Annotated in this window: 17 protein-coding genes; 8 read left to right on the plus strand and 9 right to left on the minus strand. The window is 72.8% G+C overall.

The window, feature by feature from the left end; translation table 11 throughout:
- Position 1: 1 nt before the first annotated feature.
- Positions 2-1,444, plus strand: a complete 1,443-nt coding sequence (locus tag Voc01_RS29015; RefSeq protein WP_239160559.1) for a dolichyl-phosphate-mannose--protein mannosyltransferase — start codon at positions 2-4, stop codon at positions 1,442-1,444.
- A gap of 60 nt (positions 1,445-1,504) precedes the next feature.
- Positions 1,505-2,845, plus strand: a complete 1,341-nt coding sequence (locus tag Voc01_RS29020) for a hypothetical protein (protein WP_203930762.1) — start codon at positions 1,505-1,507, stop codon at positions 2,843-2,845.
- Between the two features lie 17 nt (positions 2,846-2,862).
- On the opposite strand, the gene Voc01_RS29025 is transcribed toward Voc01_RS29020, so the two are convergent.
- The gene (locus Voc01_RS29025; RefSeq protein WP_203930763.1) at positions 2,863-4,086 is read right to left on the minus strand and encodes an MFS transporter; all 1,224 of its coding nucleotides are present in this window, start codon (positions 4,084-4,086) and stop codon (positions 2,863-2,865) included.
- A gap of 81 nt (positions 4,087-4,167) precedes the next feature.
- Between Voc01_RS29025 and Voc01_RS29030 the strand changes: the two genes are divergently transcribed.
- Positions 4,168-5,172 carry a LysR family transcriptional regulator gene (locus Voc01_RS29030; RefSeq protein ID WP_203930764.1) on the plus strand — a complete coding sequence of 335 codons (1,005 nt, stop codon included), beginning with the start codon at positions 4,168-4,170 and terminating at the stop codon, positions 5,170-5,172.
- On the opposite strand, the gene Voc01_RS29035 is transcribed toward Voc01_RS29030, so the two are convergent.
- From Voc01_RS29035 to Voc01_RS29045, 3 genes are read right to left on the minus strand one after another with little or no spacing between them, the layout of a single operon-like run.
- Positions 5,057-5,872, minus strand: a complete 816-nt coding sequence (locus Voc01_RS29035) for a DUF4304 domain-containing protein (RefSeq protein ID WP_203930765.1) — start codon at positions 5,870-5,872, stop codon at positions 5,057-5,059. The genes Voc01_RS29030 and Voc01_RS29035 overlap by 116 nt on opposite strands.
- A 4-nt stretch (positions 5,873-5,876) precedes the next feature.
- Positions 5,877-6,224, minus strand: coding sequence for a PadR family transcriptional regulator (locus Voc01_RS29040; protein ID WP_203930766.1), 348 nt, complete (start codon positions 6,222-6,224; stop codon positions 5,877-5,879).
- A gap of 9 nt (positions 6,225-6,233) precedes the next feature.
- Positions 6,234-7,199: a GlxA family transcriptional regulator gene (locus Voc01_RS29045; protein WP_203930767.1), complete on the minus strand. Its 966-nt coding sequence runs from the start codon at positions 7,197-7,199 to the stop codon at positions 6,234-6,236.
- Positions 7,200-7,290: 91 nt separating this feature from the next.
- Here Voc01_RS29045 and Voc01_RS29050 point away from each other — a divergent pair, with 91 nt between their 5' ends.
- Positions 7,291-7,707 carry a hypothetical protein gene (locus tag Voc01_RS29050; protein WP_203930768.1) on the plus strand — a complete coding sequence of 139 codons (417 nt, stop codon included), beginning with the start codon at positions 7,291-7,293 and terminating at the stop codon, positions 7,705-7,707.
- Positions 7,708-7,839: 132 nt separating this feature from the next.
- Here the strand turns inward: Voc01_RS29050 and Voc01_RS29055 are convergent, their stop codons facing one another.
- On the minus strand, positions 7,840-8,718 hold the full coding sequence (locus Voc01_RS29055) for an AfsR/SARP family transcriptional regulator (protein ID WP_275423764.1): 879 nt from the start codon (positions 8,716-8,718) through the stop codon (positions 7,840-7,842).
- Between Voc01_RS29055 and Voc01_RS29060 the strand changes: the two genes are divergently transcribed.
- The gene (locus Voc01_RS29060; RefSeq protein WP_203930770.1) at positions 8,664-9,080 is read left to right on the plus strand and encodes a hypothetical protein; all 417 of its coding nucleotides are present in this window, start codon (positions 8,664-8,666) and stop codon (positions 9,078-9,080) included. The two genes, Voc01_RS29055 and Voc01_RS29060, sit on opposite strands and share 55 nt — an antisense overlap.
- Before the next feature lie 60 nt (positions 9,081-9,140).
- Here Voc01_RS29060 and katG read toward each other — a convergent pair whose 3' ends face one another.
- From katG to Voc01_RS29075, 3 genes are all read right to left on the minus strand, one after another.
- On the minus strand, positions 9,141-11,390 hold the full coding sequence (gene katG, locus Voc01_RS29065; RefSeq protein WP_203930771.1) for a catalase/peroxidase HPI: 2,250 nt from the start codon (positions 11,388-11,390) through the stop codon (positions 9,141-9,143).
- The gene (locus Voc01_RS29070) at positions 11,383-11,817 is read right to left on the minus strand and encodes a Fur family transcriptional regulator (protein WP_203930772.1); all 435 of its coding nucleotides are present in this window, start codon (positions 11,815-11,817) and stop codon (positions 11,383-11,385) included. Before Voc01_RS29070 ends, katG begins: the two co-directional genes overlap by 8 nt.
- Before the next feature lie 490 nt (positions 11,818-12,307).
- Positions 12,308-13,111 carry a DUF817 domain-containing protein gene (locus Voc01_RS29075; protein ID WP_203930773.1) on the minus strand — a complete coding sequence of 268 codons (804 nt, stop codon included), beginning with the start codon at positions 13,109-13,111 and terminating at the stop codon, positions 12,308-12,310.
- Positions 13,112-13,214: 103 nt separating this feature from the next.
- Here Voc01_RS29075 and Voc01_RS29080 point away from each other — a divergent pair, with 103 nt between their 5' ends.
- Positions 13,215-13,700, plus strand: coding sequence for a GNAT family N-acetyltransferase (locus tag Voc01_RS29080; protein WP_203930774.1), 486 nt, complete (start codon positions 13,215-13,217; stop codon positions 13,698-13,700).
- A 129-nt stretch (positions 13,701-13,829) separates the two neighbouring features.
- The gene (locus tag Voc01_RS29085) at positions 13,830-14,840 is read left to right on the plus strand and encodes a Gfo/Idh/MocA family protein (RefSeq protein WP_203930775.1); all 1,011 of its coding nucleotides are present in this window, start codon (positions 13,830-13,832) and stop codon (positions 14,838-14,840) included.
- Here Voc01_RS29085 and Voc01_RS29090 read toward each other — a convergent pair.
- Positions 14,830-15,969: a PucR family transcriptional regulator gene (locus tag Voc01_RS29090; protein ID WP_203930776.1), complete on the minus strand. Its 1,140-nt coding sequence runs from the start codon at positions 15,967-15,969 to the stop codon at positions 14,830-14,832. The genes Voc01_RS29085 and Voc01_RS29090 overlap by 11 nt on opposite strands.
- 125 nt (positions 15,970-16,094) lie before the next feature.
- Here Voc01_RS29090 and Voc01_RS29095 point away from each other — a divergent pair, with 125 nt between their 5' ends.
- On the plus strand, positions 16,095-16,712 hold the full coding sequence (locus Voc01_RS29095; protein ID WP_203930777.1) for a hypothetical protein: 618 nt from the start codon (positions 16,095-16,097) through the stop codon (positions 16,710-16,712).
- The last annotated feature ends 67 nt before the right edge of the window (positions 16,713-16,779 follow it).

Consider the following 16,779-nt stretch of genomic DNA (forward strand, 5'->3'; position numbering starts at 1 on the left):
CATGACGGTCGAGGTGCCGCAGACGGTACGGGGGCGGCTCGCGACGGTCGGCCGGGAGCCGATGTCGTGGCTGCCGACGCTGTTCGTGGTGCTGCTCGGCGCGGTGCTGCGGCTGGCCAACCTCGGCCACCCCAACAGGAAGATCTTCGACGAGGTCTACTACGCCACCGAGGCCCACGAACTCCTGACCTACGGCATCGAGTGGCGCCCGGAGAACAACGCCGGCGACTACGTGGTGCACCCGCCGCTGGGCAAGTGGTGCATCGCGGTCGGGGAATGGGCCTTCGGCTACAACACGTTCGGGTGGCGGATCTCGTCGGTGGTGGCGGGTGTCGTGTCGATCCTGCTCCTGGTGCGCATCGGCCGGCGGCTGTTCCGGTCGACCGTCCTGGGCTGCGCGGCGGGTCTGCTGCTCGCGCTGGACGGGCTGCATTTCGTGCTGTCGCGGTCGGCGCTGCTCGACATCTTCCTCATGCTGTTCGTGCTCGCGGCCTTCGGCTGCGTGGTGCTCGACCGCGACCAGCGCCGCCGCAGGGCGCTGGACTCCTACGGTGCTCTACGGCTGGGCTTCCCCTGGTGGCGGATCGGGGTGGCGTTCTTCCTCGGCTGCGCGTGCTCGGTGAAGCTCAGCGGCGCGTTCTTCATCCCCGCGATCATCCTGATCATGCTGATCTGGGAGGTCGGCATGCGTCGCGCGGTCGGCGGCACGCGGATGGGCGGGCTCCGCAACGTGACGGTGTGGACCGCCGCGATGGGCGTGCTGGTGCTCGCCGTGTACCTCGCCTCGTGGACCGGGTGGTTCGCCACCGACCGGGGCTGGAACCGCCACGGGCTGGCCATCGCCGGCAAGGACGAGCCGTTCCTCGTCGGCGCGCTGCGCAACCTGGTCGACTACCACATCGCCGTGTACACGTACCACACCGGCCTCGGCGACCCGCACGCGTACCAGTCCTGGCCGTGGCAGTGGCTGCTGATGGGCCGGCCGGTGCTGTTCGAGTGGGTCGAGAACACCGGCTGCGACGCCGACCGGTGCGTCACGACGGTGCTGCTGCTCGGCAACCCGGTCCTGTGGTGGTCGTTCGTCCCGGCCCTCGCGGCCCTCGTGTGGTTCGGGATCGCCCAGCGCGACAAGCGCGCCGGGGTCCTCGGCCTCATGGTCGCCGCCGGACTCCTGCCCTGGTTCTGGTACCACTACGACGGCGGCCGCACCATGTACGTCTTCTACGCGCTGCCGGCGCTGCCGTACCTCATCCTGGCCGTGCTGTACGTGCTCGGCTCGATCTTGAGACCGCCCGACCGCCGGATGGTCGGCGCGGTCGCGCTCGGCGCCTACGTCCTGCTGGTCGCGGCGTGCTTCGCGTACCTGCATCCGATCTACGTCGGTGAGTCAATTCCGTACGACGCCTGGTGGGACCGCCTGTTCCTCGGCCGGAGGTGGGTCTGACCTTCGGCACAACATTGATCGGCGTCAAGATTTCGCCTAACGTCGTCGGCGGGAGGCGCCATGCGACGGATACGGATCCTGATCCCCCTCGTGGTCGTGCTCGGTGCCGTGCTGGTCGCGGCGCCGCCCGCGTCGGCCGCCACCAGCTACACGGGCTCGCTGCCCAACGGCACGACCTGGAAGGCCGACATCCCGGCCAACTGGAACGGGACGCTGCTGCTGTACAGCCACGGCTACCTGCCCACGTTCGCCGGCGCGCCGAACCTGCCGCAGAACGCGCCCGACCCGCAGACCGCCGCCGCGCTGCTCGCCGCCGGCTACGGCCTGACCGGGTCGTCGTACGCGGCGGCCGGATGGGCCCTCAATACGGCGCCGAAGGACCAGCTCGACACCCTCGCGGCCACGGTCGACGCGATCGGCCGCCGGCCGAAGCGGGTCCTGGCGGTCGGCACGTCGATGGGCGGCCTGGTGACGGCCCGGCTCGCCGAGACCGGCGGCGGCATCCACGGCGCGCTGTCGACCTGCGGCATCGTCGCCGGCGGCGCGGCCCTGAACAACTACCAGCTCGACGCCGAGCACGCGATCGCCCGCCTGCTGGCGCCCGCCCAGCCGATCAGGCTCGCCGGGTACGCCACGCTCGCCGAGGCGTTCGTCACCACGTCGGCCCTGGTCACGGCCGTCACCCAGGGGCAGACAACGGCGGCGGGACGGGCGCGCGTGGCGCTCGCGGCCGCGTTCCACCACGCGCCCTCCTGGCTGCCCGACCAGCCTCCGCCGGCCGACGTCGACGCCGTCCAGCGCGGCCAGTACGAGTGGCTGCGGCAGAGCCTGCAGTTCACCACCCCGGGGCGCTTCGACATAGAGACCGCGGTGGGCGGCAACGCCGCCTGGAACCGGGGGGTGGACTACCGCCGGCTGCTCGCCCACTCGTCCGACCGCGACACGGTGACGGCGATGTACCGGCGCGCCGGCCTCGACCTCGACGCCGACCTCGACCTCCTCACCCGCACCGCCGACGTGACCGCCGACCCGGCGGCCGTCGGGCGGATCTTCGCCACGTCGGTGCCCTTCGGCCGGCTGCGGATGCCCGTGCTCACCGTGCACACCACCGACGACCAGCTCGTTCCGGTGCAGCAGGAGCACGCGTACGCCAACGCCGTGCGGCGGGCCGGCCGATCGGGGCTGCTGCGGCAGGCCTACGTGGCGCGTCCGGGCCACTGCGCGTTCACGCCGGCCGAGCTCGTCGCCGCGGTGCGGGCCCTCGACCACCGGGTCGCGACCGGCCGGTGGGACGGGCGCACCTCGGCCGATGCCCTGCAACGCGCCGCCCTGAACCTCGACCTGGGCCCCGCCGCCTACGTCCGTTACACCCCCGGCCCCCTACTACGCGACTCCTTCTAGCCCGCCGATGACCCGGGCTAGCGCACGCGGCGGCGGCTGAGGGCGGCCACGCCGGCGAGGAGCACCACGAGCACCGCGGCGAACCAGGTCATCGCGGTGGTCGTGGTCACCGCGCGGGTCGCGACGCCGATCGCGACGGCCGGCAGGCTGAGACCCAGGTAGGAGACCAGGAACAGGCCGGCCAGCGCCTCGCCGCGGCGGGCCGGTGCGGCGGTCGTCACCACCGCGCCGACCGCGGCCTTGAACAGCATCCCGGCGCCCACGCCGGCGACCACCCCACCGACGAGGAACGCCGCCAGGTTCGCGGCGTGCATGCCGGCGACGAGGACGAGCACGCCGGCGACCTGCGCGAGCAGGCCGGCGGCCAGCCTGGTGCCCGCCGCGAGGCCGTTGGTCAGCGTCTGCGCGGCGGCCGCAGCGGCGAAGACCGCGAACACGACGGCACCGGCCAGCGCCCGCGACGGGTGGTGCAACGCGCCGGCGACGAAGCCCGAGGCGACGGACGTGAACAGGCCGAAGACCGCGAACGACGCGAAGCCGGCCACGGTCGCGACGAGGTAGCCGTCGCCGTGGTCGGCGCTGACCCGCTGCGGGCGGTAGGCCGGCCGGTCGGCCCGCACCTCGACCGTCTCGGGCGTCGCCGCGACGGCGACGATGGCGGCGGTCAGCAGCACCGCGAACACCAGGTACGGGGTGCGCAGCGGGGCGTCGACGTACTGGGCGAGGAACCCGGCCACGAGCGGGCCGAACCCGACGCCACCGAGGTTGGCCGCGGTGGACACGATCTCGAAGCGCTGCCGGGACGCGCCGGGCCGGTGCGCGGTGTGCAGGTCGAGCAGGTACGCCGTGGCGGTGGCCGTGATCATGCCGACGCCGAGACCGGTGACCAGCCGGGCCACGAGCAGCACCGGCAGCGACGGGTCGGCGAGGAACAGCACCGCGGCCACCAGCTCCAGCGCGAGCGCCGGAACGAGGACGCGCCGGCGTCCCACCCGGTCGGAGATGTGCCCGGCCAGCAGGAGGCTGATCACCACGCCGACGGCGTAGACGGCGAACACCACGGTGACCATGAACGTCGAGAACCCGTCGCGGGCCTGGTAGAGCGGGTACAGCGGGGTCGGCACGGTCGAGAACGCCATCGCGACGAGGAACGCGCCGCTGACCGCCCAGAAGCCGATGCCGTGCCGGCTCGAACCGCTCACGGCGGGTGGGGCGGGTCGAACGGCCGAGGTGATGGTCATGGACCCACTGTCCACGCGCCAGCGATCGCGTCCAACGAGAGTTCTCGCTCCCAGCGATCTGGATGTGCGATGGTTGGATGCGTGGAGCTCCGTCATCTCGAGTACTTCGTCGCGGTCGCGGAGGAGCGGAACTTCACCCGGGCCGCGGCGCGGCTGCACATCGTGCAGTCGGCGGTGTCGGCCGCGGTCAAGGCGCTGGAGCGCGACCTCGGCGCGGCGCTGCTCGACCGCAACTCCAAGCGCGTGCTCCTCACCGACGCCGGCGAGGCCCTCCTGCCCCGGGCGCGCATCGCGCTCGACGCCGCCCGCGACGCCGCCGACGCCGTCGCCGAGGTGCGCGGCGGCCTGCGCGGCACGCTGCGCCTGGGCACGATGACGTCGGTCGGGCTCATCGACGTGCCGGCGCTCCTCGGCGAGTTCCACCGCCACCACCCGGGTGTGCTCGTGCGGACCAGCGCCGCGCCGTCCGGGTCGCGTGGGCTCCTCGACGCGCTCGTTGAGCGGCGGCTGGACGTCGCGTTCGTCTCCTGGCCGGGACCCGCGCCCGCCGGGATCGACCTGACCGACCTGGCCCACTCGGTGATCGACCTCGTCGTGCCGGCCGGGCACCCGTTCGCCGGCCGGGCCGCGGTGCCGATCGACGACCTGGCCGGCCTGGACTTCATCGACTCACCCGTCGGCTTCGGCAACCGCACGGTCATCGACCGCGCCTTCGCCGCGGCGGGCCTGCGCCGCCGCGTCACCATCGAGATCACCGACATCGCGACCGGGGTCGCCTACGTCCGGCACGGCCTGGGCGTCGCGCTGCTCCCCCGCTTCATCCTCGGTGGCGCCGGGGGCGTCGCCACGCTGACGGTCACCGGCGCAGACCTGCGCTGGCCCCTGTCGCTGGCGACCCCGACCGACCGCCCACCCGCCGCACCGGCCCGCGCCCTGATCGCCCTCGTCCGCGACGTGCTCGCTGACCCGGTCACGCGTTCCGGCGTAGCCAGTCGGCCTTTGCCTGATCCCGCGGCACCGGCGCGGTCCGGTCGAAGGAGTCGAGCAGCGCCGCCAACGCGGCACCGGGACCCTGGTCGCCGATGACGTAGGCCCGCGCGAGGTCGACCGGTTCGGTGACCCACCACCCGGGCGCCCCGCCGGCGATGAAGCCGAGCAGGTGGTCCCGGTCGAGCAGCGCCGCCAACTCGGGGACGGCGACGTGGTCGAGCCGGTGACCCAACGCCCGGCCACACACCTCGGCGGAGGCGGCGTCGTGCAGCTGCCATCCGGCGCCGTCGGCGGGATCGAGCCTGCGGCGCAGCAGCCCGTGAGACTCCTGCGGAGCGGCAGGGACCCGATCCCACTCCTCCCGGATGTACCGCCACCGCGCGGCGGGCAGCACGGCAAGGTTCACGTAGAACGTAACCCGGTCACCGGCCTCCCACCGCGATCTCTGCAGGTTGACCACGGCGAGGTCGCCGCGCGGCGACTGCCGGCGCCAGGTCGAGGCCGCCCGGGCGTAGCCGGCCGCGCGCAGCGACGGATGGACGTGCTGACGCAGCATCTCCGTGTAGGCGGTCACTTCCTGATCGAACCAGGTCGTCGGGAACGGAGCGGCACGGACCCGTGATACCGATCGCTGCCGGCGCCGGTGCTCGAAAGCGAGGACCGGCACCTTCACCACGGTGTCGACGGTGTACCGGAACCGACGCCGGCCGGAGACGTCCATGAGCACGGCCGCCGCCTCCTCCCGCCGCCGGTCGCGGTGCGCGGGCGGCAGGATGACAGATCCCAGGCGCAGCAACAGGTCACGACGCGCCGCCCGGCAGTGCGTCACCGGGGAGTGCGCCGCCGACCGCGCGCCGACCGCGCCGACCGCGGCGGCGGGCGTCGCTCGCGGCGAGCGCCTCCCGCGCCCGCGCCACGCCGTCGGCGGTCAGGCGGTAGTAGCGGCGCCGCGGGCGTCCCATGGCTTCGGGACCGGTCTCCTCCCAGCGGCTGGTGACCCAGCCGGCCCCCTCCAGCCTCGCCATGATCGGGTAGATCGTGCCGGGTGGCAGGCCGGTGGCGTCGACGAGCTCGAGCCCGTACAGCTCCCCGTCGGGCTCGCCGAGCAGCACGCGCATGGTGAGCTGAACCTGCAGCGTTAGTCGCATTATCGAACTCTATATAGCCCCCTCGCCACCCCGCAACCTCCGGAACGCCGCGCGGTAGGCCTGCGGGTTCGTGCCGACGACCCGCCGGAAGCGGTCACGGAACGCCGTCGGCGAGCCGAAACCGGCGTCGGCGGCGATGCGGTCGACGGGGTGGTCGGTCGCCTCGAGCAGGTGCTGTGCCCGCCGCACCCGGGCGCGCAGCAGCCACTGCAGCGGTGTCGTGCCGGTCTGTTCGCGGAAGCGCCGGTTGAGCGTGCGGCTGCTCATCCCGGCGTGGGCGGCGATGTCGTCGAGGGTGAGGTCGCGTGCGGCGTTGTCGCGCATCCAGGTCAGCACCGGTTCGAGCAGCGAGCCGCGCGGGGTCGGCGGCTGGTCGTGGACGATGAACTGCGCCTGCCCGCCCTCGCGCTCCAGCGGCACCACGGAGATCCGGGCGGCGTCGGCGGCCACCGCGGAGCCGTGGTCGCGGCGCACCAGGTGCAGGCACAGGTCCAGCCCCGCGGCGGCACCGGCCGAGGTGAGGAACTGGCCGTCGTCGACGTAGAGCACGGCCGGGTCGACGTCGATGTCGGGGTGACGCTCGGCGAGCAGGCCGGCGGCCAGCCAGTGGGTCGTCACGCGCCGGCCGTCGAGCAGCCCGGTGGCCGCGAGGATGAACGCGCCGGCACAGATCGAGGCGATGCGGGTGCCCGCGGCGGCGGCGCGGCGCAGGGCGTCGAGGACCTCGCCGGGCACCGGTGCCGTGACGTCGGCGCAGCCGGGCAGGACGATCGTGTCCGCGGTGGCGAGCCCGTCGAGGCCCCACGGCGGCCGGAGGGTGAACAGCCCGGCGTCGACGGTCGGGGTCGGGCCGCACACACGGACCTCGTAGGCGCGGCCGCCGTCGGGCAGCCGGGTGCGGGTGAACACCTCGATCGGCGTGGAGAGATCGAACGGGACCACGGTGTTCAGCGCGAGCACGGCCACGGTGTGCATGGCGCCGACCCTATGCGCTGTGGCGAGAACCCGTTGGAGGGTGGCATTCCAGCCACTTCCCGGTGCCCGGAGGCGCGACTAGCGTCGCCACGTGACCAAGATCCTCCTCTCGGTTCACGTGCTCGCGGCGATCCTTACGGTCGGTCCGGTGACCGTGGCCGCCAGCATGTTCCCGGCCGTCGCGCGCCGCGGCGACGCCGCCGCCCTGCGCACGTTGCACCGCATCTGCCGCGTCTACGCGGCACTCGGCATCGTGGTTCCGGTGTTCGGCCTGGCGACCGCGGGCAGCCTCGGTGTGCTCGGCGACGCGTGGCTGATCACCTCGATCGCGTTGACCGCGGCGGCCGCGGGTGTGCTCGTGCTGCTCCTGCTCCCCCGGCAGGCGCGGGTGCTCGCGGACGGGCCGCCGGACCGGTCGCTGCCCGTGTGGACCGGCACGTTCAACCTGCTGTGGGCGGTGGTCACCGTGCTGATGATCGTCCGCCCCGGCTCGACGACGGGGGCGTGATGCTCGCCCTGCGGACCGCGGCCGTCGTGGAACTGGCCAGCCTGGTGGCGCTGCTGGCCAACCTGGCCACCGTGCACTGGGAACCGGTGTCGTCGGCGGTGGGGCCGGTGCACGGGTGCGCCTACCTGTTCGTCATCGTGCTCGCGTTCCGGCACGCGGCCGACCGGTGGACCCGGGCCGCCGCCCTGGTGCCCGCCGTCGGCGGGCTGCTTGTCCTGCGCCGGATCGCCGCCGCGCGGCTACCCGGTGCCGCAGGATCGCCCGTTCGAGCCCGACGAGCTCCGCGCCCGGGTCGACGCCCAGCTCGGCGTGCAGGAGCGCACGGACGCGACGCAGGCTCGCGAGCGACTCGCTCTGCTGACCGCAGCGGTACTGCGCCCGGGCGAGCAGCGCCCACCGCCGTTCCCGCAGGGGGGCCTCGTCGGCGCGGGCCTGCGCCTCGGCCAGGATCTCCACGTGCCGGCCGGCCCGCAGGGCCGCCTCCAGCCGCAGCTCCTGCGCGTCGAGGCGCGACTCGGTCAGCCGGCCGGCCTCGGTGCGACCCGGCTCCCAGCTCTCGACGTCGGCCAGCGGGCGGCCGCGCCACAGGGCGAGCGCCTCGTCGACCAGGAACAGCGCCCGGTCGGGCGCTCCGAGGTCGAGCTGCTCGCGGCACCGGCGCAGCAGCAGGCCGAACCGGCGGGCGTCGATCTCGTCGGCGGCCACGGCGAGGCGGTAGCCGGTCGCCACGGTCTCGACCGACCCCGGTCCCAGCGCCCGGCGCAGCCGGGCGACGCAGCCGTGCACCACCTTGCGCCACGACACGGGCGGCTCAGCGCCCCACACCGCCTCGGCGAGCTGGTCGAGGGTCAGCGCCTCGTCGCCGCCGACCACGAGTGCCGCGAGCACGCTGCGGTCGCGCGGCCCGAGCCGGGAGCCGACACCGCGTTCCCGTTCCCCCGAAGGAGTGACCCGAGATGCACAAGGGCCTGATCGTTCCCGTACTGGTGGCGACCCTCGCGTTCGTCCCAACGCCGGAAGCCGCGCCGGCCGCGCCGCAGGCCGCCTCCCGCGCCGAACCGCCGCGACTGGTCGCGCCGGGCTTCGCCAGCGCCGGTGAACGGATCCCCGTGCTCGCGTTCGCCTACCGCGGCCGGTGCGGGCCCACCGGGCTGAGGTTCGACGACGCCCCCGTGGCGCACCGGCTCACCCGGTACGCCGGATCACCGCCGTCGGACCGGGTCGAGATGTTCATGACCCTCGACGTGCCCGCCACGGCGACGCGCGGCCGCCACGAGATCCAGCTGTACGGGCCGGGCCCGCAGGCGCGCTGCCCCGCCGGCTCCGCGACGCCCACGCGGCTCGCGGTCGGCACCGTCATCCTCGGGCCGTGAACGCGAGCGGGCCCGGCCGATCTCGTGAATCGGCCGGGCCCGTCGTGGAACGGGGTCAGCTCACTTCAGGTCGAAGCGGTCGAGCTCCATGACCTTCGTCCACGCCGCGACGAAGTCGGTGACGAACTTCTCGCGGGCGTCGTCGCTGGCGTAGACCTCGGCGAGGGCACGCAGCTGGGAGTTGGAGCCGAAGATGAGGTCGACCGCGGTGGCGGTCCACTTCAGCTCGTCGGTGGACACGTCGCGGATCTCGTAGACGTGCTCGTCCGACGACGCCTTCCACTTGGTGCCCGGTGCGAGCAGGTTGGCGAAGAAGTCGTTGGTGAGCACACCCGGCCGGTCGGTCAGCACGCCGTGCTTCGCGCCGCCCACGTTGTTGCCGAGCGCGCGCAGGCCACCGACGAGCACGGTCATCTCCGGCGCGGTCAGGTTGAGCATGTACGCGCGGTCGACGAGCAGGACCTCGGGCTGGGTCTTCTCGCCGGAGCGCAGGTAGTTGCGGAACCCGTCGGCGCGCGGCTCCAGGACGCGGAACGACTCGACGTCGGTCTGCTCCTGGGTGGCGTCGGTGCGGCCGGCGCGGAACGGCACGGTCACCTCGACGCCGGCGTCACGCGCGGCCTTCTCGACGGCGGCCGAGCCGGCGAGCACGATGAGGTCGGCGAGCGAGATCTTCGCGTTCCTGTAGCCGGCGCGGATCTCCTCGAGCTTCCCGATGACCTCGGCCGTGCCCTGGTTGACCTCCCAGCTCCGCTGCGGCTCGAGCCGGATGCGCGCGCCGTTGGCGCCACCGCGCTTGTCGGTGGACCGGAACGTCGCCGCGCTCGCCCAGGCGGTGGAGACCAGCTGCTGGACCGACAGGCCCGACGCGAGCACCTGCTCCTTCAGGGCGGCGATGTCGGCCTCACCCACGAGGTCGTGGTCGACGGCCGGCACCGGGTCCTGCCACAGCTGCGGCTCGGCGACCCACGGGCCGAGGAAGCGGCTGACCGGTCCCATGTCACGGTGCAGCAGCTTGTACCAGGCTTTGGCGAACGCCAGCGCGAACTCGTCGGGGTTCTCCAGGAAGCGGCGGGAGATCTTCTCGTACTCGGGGTCGACGCGCAGCGACAGGTCGGTGGTGAGCATCGTCGGCCGGTGCTTCTTCGACCCGTCGAACGCGTCCGGGATGATCTCGTCGGTGGTCTTGGCGACCCACTGCTTGGCGCCGCCGGGGCTGGTGGTCAGCTCCCACTCGTAGCCGAACAGGATCTCGAAGAAGCGGTTGCTCCACTGGGTCGGCCGGTCGGTCCAGGTGACCTCGAGGCCGCTGGTGATCGTGTCCTTGCCCTTGCCGCTGCCGTGGGTGCTGAGCCAGCCGAGGCCCTGCGCCTCGATCGGGGCGCCCTCGGGCTCGGGACCCACGTGGTTGTCGGCGATGCCGGCGCCGTGGGTCTTGCCGAACGTGTGCCCACCGGCGATGAGGGCGACGGTCTCCTCGTCGTTCATCGCCATGCGGCGGAAGGTCTCCCGGATGAACCACGCCGCGGCGAGCGGGTCGGCGCTGCCGCGCGGGCCCTCCGGGTTGACGTAGATGAGACCCATCTCCACGGCCCCGACGCCCTCGGTCATATCCTGGTCGCCGAGGTAGCGGGAGTCACCGAGCCAGACGTCCTCCGGTCCCCAGAAGATCTCCTCGGGCTCCCAGGTGTCGGGCCGGCCGAACCCGAAGCCGAAGGTCTTGAAGCCCATCGACTCCAGCGCGACGTTGCCGGCGAGCACGAGCAGGTCGGACCACGAGACCTTCTGGCCGTACTTCTGCTTCACCGGCCACAGCAGGCGGCGCGCCTTGTCGAGGTTGGCGTTGTCGGGCCAGCTGTTGAGCGGGGCGAACCGCTGACCGCCGTCGCCGGCGCCGCCGCGGCCGTCCTGGATCCGGTAGGTGCCGGCGGCGTGCCAGCTCATCCGGATCATGAGACCGCCGTAGTGGCCGAAGTCGGCCGGCCACCAGTCCTGCGAGGTGGTGAGCACGTCGGTGATGTCGCGCTTGAGCGCCTCGACGTCGAGCTTGGCGAACTCGGCCGCGTAGTCGAAGGTCTCCCCCAGCGGGCTGACCTTGGACGAGTGGGTGTGCAGCACCGACAGGTCGAGCTGGTTGGGCCACCAGTCGCGGATGGTGCGCGGCCGACCGCCGGTCTTCGGGGTCGGCGAGTCGATCGCCGGGTTCTCGCTCTCGCTCCCGGTCGCCGTCACGGAATCAGCCGATGTGTCGCCGGGTGAGGCGACGGAGTCGTGTGCCACTGGGCAACCGTCGTTCTTCGGGTCAGTCATCTGGGTCCTTCCGGTTTTTCCGACATTCGGGGCACGTGCCCCAATAGACGACCTCGGCCTCGTCGATCACGAAGCCGTGATCCTCGGAGGCGGTGAGACAGGGAGCGTGACCGACGGCGCAGTCGACGTCGGCGATCGCGCCGCAGCCGCGGCACACCACGTGGTGGTGGTTGTCGTGGGTGCGCGCCTCGTAGCGGGCGGTCGCACCGGCGGGCTGGATGCGCCGGATCAACCCGGCGTCGGTGAGCGCTTTCAGCACGTCGTACACCGCCTGGTGCGACACCGTGGGATGATCCGCGCGGACGAGCGTGATCACGGTGTCGGTGTCGACGTGCGGATGCTCGCGCAGCGCGGCCAGCACCGCCAGCCGCGGCCTGGTCACGCGCAACGAGGCGGCCCGCAGCTGCGCCTCGACGTCGGACCTCACTCGATCAACCTAGACCAGTTATCTGGAATAGTTCAAGTTTTGGTCGCGCTCCCACGAACGGGTATGCGGGTTGGCATGCACTGGCTCTTCGACGGCTGGATCGCCGGCGTCGGCACCACCAGCGGCACCCGCCTCGTGCTGGGCCACTGGCCGCGGTCGCGTTCGGACCGGTCAGCGACGTCATGGTCGAGCATGCCGACGGCCGCCGGCTGCTGCTCGTGGACACGCCGGACCTGGGACGGTTCGTCGCTGACACGTACGCCTTCGACGCGGTCCGGGTGACGCCGGTCACCGTCCGTCGGGAGGGCTTTGTGTGGACCGTGACAGCGCCGCCCCTCGAACTCCGGTTCACGGTGGGCGGGCGGGGTGCGCTCGGGTGGCTGCTGCACGCGGGACCTGCGCCGGATCACCGCCGCGACGGCCTCCTGGGACGGCGCGGGCCTCGGCCGCCTCACCGGCGTGGACCCGCCGGTGCGGTTCGGGTTCGGCTCTACGCCGCGGACGCCAGCTCTGGTGCGGGTGACGACGACGGTCGCGCTTCCCGTCCGTGACGGATCGCCGCCGCCAGGACGAAGCTGACGCTCACCAGCAGTGTCCAGGAGCCCAGCTTCGACAGGTGCACCAGGCGCCACACGTCGGCCTGGTCGGGGTAGCGCCAGGCGCCGAGGAACGTGGCGGTGTTCTCCGCGATCCACAGGAACGTGCCGATGAGCCCGAACGACACCGCCAGCGGCATCCGGTACTGCGTGCCGCCGACCGTGTAGTGCACCCACGTGCGCCACGTCGCGGCGACCAGGCCGGCGGCGGCGAGCAGCCGCAGGTCGGGCAGGAAGTGGTGGGTGAAGAAGTTCAGGTAGACGGCCGCCGCCGCGACGGCGGTGAGCACCGGCCGGTAGCCGACCAGCCGCAGGTCCAGGTGCCGCCAGGCGGCGCAGATGTAGCTGCCGACGGCCGCGTACATGAAGCCGCTGTAGAGCGGCACGCCGGCGACCTTGGTCAGCGCCTCCTCCGGGTAGCTCCACGAGCCCATGCGGATCTTGAACAGCTCCAGGGCCAGCCCCACCAGGTGGAACACACAGATCACGAGCACCTCGCGGCGCGTCTCGACGCCCGTGAGCCACAGGACGGCCGTGAGCGCGAGGCAGCCGAGCAGGAGCGCGTCGTAGCGGGCGACCGGCAACGGCACGACCGACGACACCGCCAGCAACCCGAACACCCCGACGGCGAACAGGCAGCTTCGCGCCTCCAGCCACGCGAACCGCAGCAACTGCCCGACGAACCTCCGCACGATCACGCCCGCAGACGCTAGTGCGACCGGTCGGGGCCGCGACTCCCCAAAGCGTGCCTCAGGCTCGGCGGACGCGAGGGCATGGGAGCTCGGTGGCAGAGTGATCGTCATGGCTGAACTGCTGACGCTCGTACGCCCCGGCCTGCCACCACCGGCCGTGCGGGTGCCGGCCGGGTACACGCTGCGCGCCTGCTCCCCCGACGACGTCGAGCCTCTCGGTGACCTGTACTTCGCCAGCTACGACCCGGGCGTGGCGAGCGCCACCCGGGAGGAGGCGGTCGCCGACATCCGGGCGGCGTTCGCCGGCGAGTACGGCGAGTTGTGGCCCGAGGCGTCGCTCGTCGTGGAGACCGGGGCAGGGGGCCTCGTCGGCGCCGTCCAGGTGGTGCGGCGGGCGCCGTGGCCCGACACGCCGAACTGCCCGTTCGTCATCGAGCTGTTCACGGACCGGGCGCACCGCCGGCGTGGGCTGGGCCGCACGCTGATCGCGGCGGCACTGGACGTCACGCGGTCAAGAATGGCGCTGCGCGTCGCGGACGGCAACGGGGCCGCCCTGAACCTGTACCGGGGCCTGGGCTTCGAACCCGTCGGCTAGAACGCAACGGGTGGGAGGTCATCAACGTCAACCAGGCGCTGTGAGGTTGATAACCTCCCACCCGACGGGCGAGCGAGCCGTCGGAGACGGTGAGACGTTCACCGGCGTGCCCAGGGGGACGGACTGAACGTGATCGCATTCGGAGTCGTCGGCATCGAGCACCCGCACGCGATGAACATGATCGCCGGCCTGCTCGCGGCCGGTGCGCGCTGCGCCGGCCTGTACACCGCCGAGCCCGGACCGGTGTTCGCGCAGTGCCGGGCCCGGTTCCCCGACCTGCCCGTCGTCGACGACGCGCGGCGGCTGATCGAGAGCGTGGCCTTAGTCGTCAGCGCCGACGTTCCGGACCGGCGCGCGGCGGTGGCGGTCTCCGCGTTGCGCGCCGGCAGGGACGTTCTCGTCGCGAAGCCGGGATGCACGACGCCCGGGCAGCTCGCGGAGATCCGGGCCGCGGTCGAGGAGACGGGACGCCGGTGGGTGGTCGCGTTCTCGGAACGGCTGCACGTGCGGTCGGCCGTGCGCGCGGGGGACCTCGTGCACGCCGGTGCCATCGGCACGGTGGTCCAGACGATCGGACTGGGACCGCACCAGCTGAAGCTGCCGACGCGTCCCGGCTGGTTCTTCGACGTGGAACGCAACGGCAGCATCCTCACCGACCTCGCCTCGCACCAGATCGACCAGTTCCTCTACTACACCGGATCGACCGACGCCGAGATCGTGGCGAGCACCGTCGCCAACTACGGGATGCCGGAGCGCCCGTCGTTCGAGGACTTCGGCGAGGTGCTGCTCCGGGCGGAGCGTGCACACGGGTACGTCCGCGTCGACTGGTACAGCCCCGACGGGTTGAAGACCTGGGGTGACGGGCGGCTGACGATCCTCGGCACCGCCGGCTACATCGAGCTACGCAAGTACGTGGATCCCGCCGGACGGGCGGGCGGCGACCACCTGTTCCTCGTGGACGGCCAGGAGACCCGGTACGTCGACTGCTCCGACGTGCGGCTGCCGTTCTACCCCGACCTCGTCCGCGACGTGGAGGAGCGTACGGAGACGGCGATCGGCCAGGAGCACACGTTCACGGTCTCCGAGCTGTCGATCCGCGCGGCGGAACAGGCGCACCGGGCCGGGCACCTCACGGGGTGACCTCGGGCCAGTCGAGCATCCGCGCGCCGAGAACGGCCGTCTCCACCGTGTAGCGGTGGTCGGGGTTCGACGGGTCGTACCCGGTGAGCCGGTGGATGCGGGCCAGCCGGTAGGTCAGCGCGCGCACGCTCAGGTGCAGGTCACGCGCGGCGGCCGTCGCGTTGCCCGCGCGGAAGTACGCGGTGAGCGTGTCGAGCAGGGGACGCGCGCCGCCGCGGGCGTCCTGCAACGGCGACAGCACGGTCTCGACGAGGTCGACGATCGCCGCCCGGTCGCGCCCGAGCACCTGGTACACAAGGAGATCCGCGCCGAGCAGGTGGTCGGCCGCGACGCCGAGGCGCGACGACAGCTCCAGCGCCGTACGCGCCTCGTCGTAGGAGCGGGCCACCCCGCCGGGACCGGGATGCGGCCGGCCGACCCCGACCGTGCCGGGACGCTCGTGCCCCACCGCCGCACGGACGTCGGCGAGCACCGCACCGCTGTCGGTGCTCTGCACGACGCACACGAGCAGCCCCTCCTTGGTGGCGATCAGCACACCGGTGCCGCCCAGCCGGCCCCGTACCGCGTCGGCGACACTCCGCGTGCGGTCGTCGGCGTCGGTGAACGCGTTGCCTCCGTTGAGGACCGCGACGACGTGGTGCGCCACGAGGTACAGCCCGAAGCCGCCGGCCCGTTCCGCCAGCCGGCCGGGGTCGGCACCGTGGAGCAGGTCGTCGATGAACTCCCGGCGCAGCGCCTCCTCCGCGCGGATGGCCGAGCGGTGCGCGTCGTCGTAGCCGTCGGCGAGCGCGACGACCGCCTCGTTCGCGGCGCGCAGCACGGCCGCGGTGACGTCGTGCCGGCGCGGCGTGCCGGTGTCGGGAAGGTCGGTCCACGCGAGCCGGGTGGCGCCGAGGTACACGTCGACGAGCGTGCCGAGCGGAACGTTGTTCTCGGCCGCCCGCCGGCCGAGCAGCCGCCGGTCGTCGCGCTCCTTACGGGTCAGGCCCCGGCCGGTGCGCCGTACATCGCGCACGATCTCCAGGTACCCCTCCAGCAGACCGGGGTCGGTGCCGCTCGACGCGGCGGCGCGGCGGGCGATCGCCGCGATGGTCTCGGCCAGCGCGGCGCGGCTCGGTGAACGGGGCACCCCTTACCTCCTTCGTTGCCGGGAACCGGCAGTGAACGCACCGCCACCGTAGCCGAGCCGCGCTCTATCCCGGTCATACATCTTCCACGATCATGTAGGCGACGACAGAGGCGGAGGTGGGAACGGTGGCGGAATTCATCGAGGCGACACTGGCCTTTCCGACCGCTCTGTTCTCGTTCCTGCTCGTGGTGGCCGTCGGCTACTGGGTCGTGGTTCTGCTCAGTCTCCTCGACCTCGATCTCTTCGACGCGGCGGGCGTCGACGCCGACGGCGTCGCCGCGGCCGACAGCGGGATCGCCTCCGCCATGACCGCCGCCGGGCTCGGTGGCGTGCCCGTCACCGTGGTTCTCACGGTGCTGATCGCGTTCGCGTGGTTCTTCAGCCTCGCCGGGAACGCTTTCGTGGGCGGCATTCCGCTGGCGCGCGCCGTGGTGCTTCCGGTCGCGCTCGGTGGTGCGTATCTCGGCACCCGGTCGATCGTCGTGCCGGTCCGGCGCCTGCTCCCGCACCGGCCCGCACCGTCCAGGATGGACTTCGTCGGCCGGCACTGCGTGGTGCGCACCGGCCAGGTGGGTCCCGACTTCGGCCAGGCCGAGGTGACCGCCGACGACGGGTCCACCGCGATCATCCAGGTGCGCCTGGCCGCGTACTCGCTGGCCGATGCCGGCTGGACCGCGCTGATCTACGACTACGACGCCGAGACCGAGGCGTTCTGGATCACGCCGGCCGAACCGGCCATCTGAAAACCCTTTCTCCGTAAGCCCTTTCTTCGACGGGTGCCACGCGTTGACCGTGGCCCCCGACGACTCG

Source organism: Virgisporangium ochraceum, from assembly GCF_016863655.1.
In the GTDB taxonomy this organism is placed as follows: Bacteria; Actinomycetota; Actinomycetes; order Mycobacteriales; family Micromonosporaceae; genus Virgisporangium; species Virgisporangium ochraceum.

Coding starts and splice junctions, on each gene's coding strand:
- Voc01_RS29015 (WP_239160559.1), top strand. CDS start 2: ATGACGGTCGAGGTGCCGCAGACGGTACGGGGGCGGCTCGCGACGGTC.
- Voc01_RS29020 (WP_203930762.1), top strand. CDS start 1,505: ATGCGACGGATACGGATCCTGATCCCCCTCGTGGTCGTGCTCGGTGCC.
- Voc01_RS29025 (WP_203930763.1), bottom strand. CDS start 4,086: ATGACCATCACCTCGGCCGTTCGACCCGCCCCACCCGCCGTGAGCGGT.
- Voc01_RS29040 (WP_203930766.1), bottom strand. CDS start 6,224: ATGCGACTAACGCTGCAGGTTCAGCTCACCATGCGCGTGCTGCTCGGC.
- Voc01_RS29045 (WP_203930767.1), bottom strand. CDS start 7,199: ATGCACACCGTGGCCGTGCTCGCGCTGAACACCGTGGTCCCGTTCGAT.
- Voc01_RS29060 (WP_203930770.1), top strand. CDS start 8,664: ATGCACAAGGGCCTGATCGTTCCCGTACTGGTGGCGACCCTCGCGTTC.
- katG (WP_203930771.1), bottom strand. CDS start 11,390: ATGACTGACCCGAAGAACGACGGTTGCCCAGTGGCACACGACTCCGTC.
- Voc01_RS29080 (WP_203930774.1), top strand. CDS start 13,215: ATGGCTGAACTGCTGACGCTCGTACGCCCCGGCCTGCCACCACCGGCC.